The following is a 6,136-nucleotide window of genomic DNA, read 5'->3' as shown; positions in this document are numbered from 1 at the left end:
TATAGTGGGCTATAACCGAAAGCCATTCTTCTTTTTCGGTGGCTGGGTGTGCGTCTCTCTTACGGACTGGACTTGCCCTTTTCTTTTAGCCTGTTTCTGTAGGTATTCGTTCAAATCCTTGCATCCGCTGTAAGTCTGCGAAGCGTCACGGATGTATAAATCCCTGCCGTATTCCATGCGGATTTGCCGAAGTGCTTCCATACCTGCACGGTCATTGTCAAAGAAACAATGGATGCGCTCGTAGCTACCCAAAGGATAGAGAGCCTTGCTTACATTCGATACGGAGTTCAGCACCATATAATCCTGCCTGTCCAGTTCGGGATATTTCGGGCAATTTTCCAATCTCAAAGTAAGAAATGAAAGATAGTCCATAAATCCCTCGAATACATAACACGTTTCTCTTGTTTTCTCTGGCTGTTTGATGTGGGAGATTTCCTTAGGGGCAATACAGCCTTTGAAATAGCGGTTGCGGATTTCATACCCATCTGATACGTTTGAAAAGGCGATGGCGAAATACCGCTTGCCGTTATGGGTGAAATGAGCTTCACTACATTCTCTTTTTGCCAGTTCCGTATTTATTCCCCTTTCCTGCAAATAGGAGAGCAGGGCAGGAGAAGAAAGCGGTACAATCTCCAGTTGCTGAAAACTTGGCTCGGAAAATGATTGCTTGCCAAAAGAAAAAGAAACAGGACGGACATGTGGTGTCTGTTCCGCTATGCGTTCCAATATATAAGGTATATGGTCGGTAGCATATAAGTGTGAAGCCAGTGCGATGATGTTCCCACCTTTGCCAAGTGCAAAATCATACCATTGGTTACGTTCGGTATTTACCTTGAACGAGGCTTCGGTTTCTTCCCTTAACGGTGATTTGTACCATAGGTTGATACCCTGTTGCTTGACGGGAGAATATCCCAAACTGTGCAGATAATCTGCAATCCTGATTTGCTTGGCTGTCTGTATATCCATAAGATAATTGTTTGAGTAGTTGGTGAATTGATTTGTTTTTCTTTTCGCCCGTATCATTTTAAGAAGTACGGTCTGTATAACCACTTCACTAAATTGTCGTATACATAGAGTACGGCAATAAAGTGAAGCGGTTTATCCATTCCTTGCATCACTTCGCTTTATCCTTAATATATAGACCCACAGAATAAAGTGAAGCGATTGCAGGTAACGGGTTAATAGTGAAAGTCGGGCATGAATGTGTATTTTCTGCCGTTCTCCTGCACTATCATCCGTTTGTTCCGAAGCATGGTGATGAGCGGTACCGCCTTTTGATGGTTCAGCTTTACACCTATTGACGTATAACTTTTGATTAAAGCATCTTCCAATTCCTTGTAACCGTATTCCTCTTTCAGCCCGAAAACGGCTTCCAATGCGATACGGTGCTGCTGTTCGGTGATATGCCTGTAAGGGTCGAACTTTTCCTCTTCCGGTCTTCCCGGTTTCTTCGCTTCGGGTTTGTAACCCTCTATGAGTTCGGGCAAGGCACTGTCGTTGATGCGAAAGGCAAAAGGCTCGAAATCCATTGCCCGGATGTGCATGGCTGAAACACTGCTTATATCCCCGTTGCTCTTGTCCTTTTCCACCAGCAATACGGTTTCCGCCTTATTGTTCAACTCCGTGCCGATATGCCCTCTCGCATTCTCATCCCCTTTGTTCTGATGCAGTATCGTATGGATATGTATCTGCCTGTCGTCCGTCCACTGCATCAGTTTGGATATGATGCGTGTGGATTCGCCGGGACTGTTGATGTCATATACCATGTCACGGATGCCATCTATGATTACAAGACCAATGTCGGGCGTATTATAGATGGCTTGTTCGACAATCTTTATACGCTGCTCAGGTGTGTATTTTCTCAAGGCGAGAAACTCAAGGTTCTCATTATCCCTGTCATCAGGCAAGCCAGCCATCCGTAAAATACGTTTCATGACTTTCAGGCAATGATAAGGACTTTGCTCCGTATCAACATAAAGCACTTTCCGCTTCCCGTCGGAGAGTTCCGCCACATACCGCAACACTGTGCCATTCTTCAATGCGGCGGCTACGATAGCCGATACATTGAATGTCTTTTTACTTTTGGCTTTGCCGATGGATGCGCTGAAATTGCCCAATGTTCCAATGACAGAACCATGTACTTTGAGGATTTCAGGTGCTTTCTCATAACTTTTCGACAGACTCAAACGTGAGGCTTGCCAAAGGATTACGGCTTCTTCTGCCGATATGTCCTTAAACTCTTTCATATAGTCCATAGCCATACCACCCGTTATTTCCGTCCTCCGGTTTTCTTTCCTGCCAGTTCAAGTGCAAGCTCCACATCCACGATAATCTTGCGTCCTATCTGGGTGATGGCTTTGTCAATCTTTCCGCTTTTCTTGATGCGGTTGGCGGTTGGCAGGCTGCACCCGAACAGTTTGGCAATGCCCAGTATTCCGTACACATATTTTCTTTCTGTGTCCGTGACGGGGTGCGGCTGTACTTCCGTTTGACCGGAAGCGTGCTTGCTCAGGAATATGAACTCTTCGCCTGTCATCTGCCAGACGGGTTTTAATAATAACTCTTGAAGATTTGTCATCGTTCAATCTATTTAGCCGTTAAACAATCAGCCCTGCGCACTGGCTGTTATCTCTGTTCTCGAACGATGCAAAATTAGATAGGGGCGTGAGTGGTAAGGATGTGGTTGGCGTAAATAGAATATTTTATTATTTCTCTGAATATCAGATAATAAAAATACCGCTCAAAAATTAATTTGAGTGGTAAAAGTGGTAATTTCGTAAAATGTCAGGGCATATCACGGATTATCGGAATATTGCGTCCATTTCTTTAGCGAACTTTTGGTTACTGTCACTTGGAAAATCGGAAACTGGCTCTTTGTACTTTGACTTGTAGTAGTTCTCATCAATATCCAGCTGTTTCAGGATTGTATTCTTCCATTTGTCCCTGTCCTGTTTGGGCAGTCTTTCACTCATCAGGAATATCAGGTAGCACACCCGTATCTTTTCCCTTGCCTTGATTTTTAGTCCCTTTTTACCGGGGTACAGGTTCATGTTGGCATAGAAGTCCTGCGTTGCAATATCTTCAAACTGTTCCCCCACACAGACTTTATGAATAAGCGAAAGTAATTCTGTGTTGAAATATTCGGGTCGCTCCTTTGATACATCCTGTTGTGTCTCTTGCTTGTTCGGCTCATCCGGCTTGTCTTTTGCAACGGGAATATATTTTGCCAGTATTTCCATAAAATGGAAACTCAGTTTATAAATATCTTCGCAACAGTTCTCAATATATTGGAAAGCTTCCTTTCTTGCCTGCCTTTCCAATTCATAAAGCCTGTCCAGTTCTTCTTTTTCCTTCTCATATTCAGCCTTGCAGCGTTCATACTCCTTCTCGGCTTGCTTTTCTTCTGCTGCCGTATGTTCCCTGTAGCCAATGGAATCATACCTGTTATACGCTTCATTTAAAGGCTTGCTTAATTTTTGTGTAACCTCCAATTGTGCCTTTATATCAGCGTCATATCTGCCAGCGAAGTTGTAGCACACACGAGAAATTATCTCATCATCAAACAATGGATGTTTTTCATAAATCAGTATGTTTTTCTCTATCTCGGTTCTCAGGCTGTTGAGAATCAGAGTATATTGTTCTTTCGGTTTGTCAAGCACCAGTTCAAGGATGGCGGCTTCAAAAGCTTTTGTGTCATTGTATTGCTTATAGAAGTCCGTGATGAATTTCTGCCTGTCAAAAGAGAAAGCATGGCTGATTATAAAGTCGCTGTATATCCGGTTGAGTTCGCCATATTGGGGAATCATAATCTGTATTTCTCCTGCCATATACGCTTGGTTTATGGATTTTTATCTTTATCAAGAAGGGAAGTCAGTTCTTCCTCCACTTCTTCTATACTTGGCAGAGCCGATTTTAAGTTTTCAGGTATAGCCTTGCTCAGTTGGTAATCGCTGATGCCTATCGGCTGGTCGTAGCCTGTCAATGCGTATTGTGCTACAACTTCGTCTTTCCCCTTGCACAGCAACAACCCGATAGTCTTGTTGTCATTCTCTCCCCTCAGTTTGTCATCCACCACATTGATGTAGAAGTTCAGTTGCCCTGCATACTCCGGCTTGAATGGGGTTGCTTTCAATTCCACTACGATGTATGCGTGCAGGGGGATGGAATACAGAATCAGGTCGGCATAGAAATCGCTGTTCCCGACTTGAAAATGTTTTTGTCGGGCAACAAAGGCAAAGCCATTGCCCATTTCCAGCAAGTAACGGGTGACGTGCTTAACCAGCTGCTCTTCTATGTCCCTTTCGTCCGCCTTTTCCTTCGTTCCAGCCAAATCAAAGATGTACGGGTCTTTCAGAAGGTAATTGGCAAGGTCGCTTTGAGGTGCAGGAAGCGTGGCAGTAAAGTTATTTACTTTGTTGTTATTAATTTGTCTGGTATACAGATTGGTTTCAATTTGTATTTTAAGAACATTACTGCTCCAGCCCATTTCTACGGACTGTTTCATGTACCAATATCCTATTCCTAACGGTAACGAGCCATCAAGTATAACCATTTGGCTTGCCCAGTTTATTCTGGCGACAGGGGAGTTCAAGAAATTTTTTTCTATCTCCCTAATCCCCATTCTGTAAATGGCAGAAACGGTTTTCTCTACGTCCTGAATTTGCGCAGGAGCTTCCTGCGTAAATTCTAAAGACTGACAATCAACGGATTGTATTTGCGCAGTAAGTTCCTGCGTAAATTGTTTGTCGTTCAGTTTCAATACTTCGTTTGTCACATTCTGTATGTTTGGAACAGACAGTCTTACATCCGTATCAATGAAACTTCTTAGCACACTCAGCGGATATGTCCGTGCGAATTGGCACATATAAGTAAGGTTGCGTTCCGAATAGCCTTTCTTTTCGGGATAATTGAACCGGATAGCCTTTGCCAGTTGCTTGATGATTTTACTTCCCCATCCATATAAGTTTTGATAATAGAGGATATAGTTGCCCATTTTCCAATAATGGAACAGCATTTGCGCATTGGCAGCGGTAATCAGCCGTACTTGCGCCTGTTGTATTTCCGAACCGACAGCATTTATAAATGCGTCAAAGTTCGTCTTTTCTATGTTATGTCCGTTGTTGTTCATCTTATGATATTTTCGGTTTACAAATATACTTCAATGGTGGTAATCCATGAAACTAATTGATACTTTTATAGTTGATTAAACTTGTTCATAGCATTTGCCCTGATGTCATCCGCTATGTCAATATAGGGTTTCATGGCTTTATAGTCGCTGTGTCCCGTCCATTTCATGACCACCGGTGCCGGAATTCCGAGTGCCAATGCATTACAGATGAAAGTCTTTCTTCCGGCATGGGTACTTAACAATGCGTATTTGGGTGTGACTTCATCTATGCGCTCATTTCCCTTGTAGTAGGTTTCCCGTACAGGTTCGTTGATTTCCGCCAGTTCACCCAGTTCTTTCAGATAATCGTTCATCTTCTGATTGCTGATGACGGGTAATGCCATGTGGTTCTCGAAATGAACATCCTTGTATTTTTCAAGAATCGCTTTGCTGTGGTCGTTCAGTTCGATTATCAGGCTGTCCGCAGTCTTGACTGTGGTGACTTCAATGTGGTCGGGCTTAATATCACTTCTTTTAAGGTTACGAACATCCGAATATCGTAAACTCGTGAAACAACAGAACAGAAATACATCCCTGACACGTTCCAAATACTGTTTGTCATGCGGTATCTGATAATCTTTCAGCTTGTTCAGTTCATCCCATGTCAGGAATATTACCTTTTTAGGGGTTGTTTTCAATTTTGGTTTGAATGCGTCGTATGCAATGTTCTGATGATACCCTTTTTTGAAGCTCCAGCGTAGGAACCATTTGAGAAACCCCATCTGTTTACCGATGGTGCTGTTTCTCATGTCCTTTTTATCACGCAGGAAATTAACATACTCGTTCAGCCCGAACTCGTTGAAGTATTCAAAGGTTACATCTTCCTTGAACTCTTTGAGGTGATTTCTTACCGCTGCAAATTTCTCGTATGTGGATGCCGTCCAATTATTCTGGTTGCCACACTCTTTTACAAACTCATCAAACACTTCCCAAAAACTAATCTGTGCTTCTTCCTGTTGTTCTTCACTG

6 protein-coding genes are annotated in these 6,136 nt (G+C 43.0%); all 6 read right to left on the bottom strand.

Annotation, left to right across the window (positions count from 1 at the left end; all coding sequences use genetic code 11):
• Positions 1 to 9: 9 nt before the first annotated feature.
• Positions 10 to 966: a DUF8464 domain-containing protein gene (locus tag BWI44_RS03010; protein WP_286811317.1), complete on the bottom strand. Its 957-nt coding sequence runs from the start codon at positions 964 to 966 to the stop codon at positions 10 to 12.
• A gap of 212 nt (positions 967 to 1,178) precedes the next feature.
• Positions 1,179 to 2,255 carry an AAA family ATPase gene (locus BWI44_RS03005; RefSeq protein ID WP_286811319.1) on the bottom strand — a complete coding sequence of 359 codons (1,077 nt, stop codon included), beginning with the start codon at positions 2,253 to 2,255 and terminating at the stop codon, positions 1,179 to 1,181.
• A 14-nt stretch (positions 2,256 to 2,269) separates the two neighbouring features.
• Positions 2,270 to 2,578: a DUF3853 family protein gene (locus BWI44_RS03000; RefSeq protein WP_215658345.1), complete on the bottom strand. Its 309-nt coding sequence runs from the start codon at positions 2,576 to 2,578 to the stop codon at positions 2,270 to 2,272.
• A 223-nt stretch (positions 2,579 to 2,801) separates the two neighbouring features.
• Positions 2,802 to 3,827 carry a hypothetical protein gene (locus BWI44_RS02995; protein ID WP_286811311.1) on the bottom strand — a complete coding sequence of 342 codons (1,026 nt, stop codon included), beginning with the start codon at positions 3,825 to 3,827 and terminating at the stop codon, positions 2,802 to 2,804.
• A gap of 11 nt (positions 3,828 to 3,838) precedes the next feature.
• Positions 3,839 to 5,128 carry a PDDEXK nuclease domain-containing protein gene (locus BWI44_RS02990; RefSeq protein ID WP_286811307.1) on the bottom strand — a complete coding sequence of 430 codons (1,290 nt, stop codon included), beginning with the start codon at positions 5,126 to 5,128 and terminating at the stop codon, positions 3,839 to 3,841.
• Between the two features lie 65 nt (positions 5,129 to 5,193).
• The coding region (locus BWI44_RS02985; protein ID WP_286811298.1) for a site-specific integrase at positions 5,194 to 6,136 on the bottom strand (943 nt) is incomplete at its 5' end.

Origin of the sequence: Bacteroides sp. Phil13 (genome assembly GCF_001940965.1) — a bacterium.
Lineage (GTDB): Bacteria > Bacteroidota > Bacteroidia > Bacteroidales > Bacteroidaceae > Bacteroides > Bacteroides intestinalis.
This window is presented reverse-complemented; position numbering and strand designations above follow the sequence as displayed.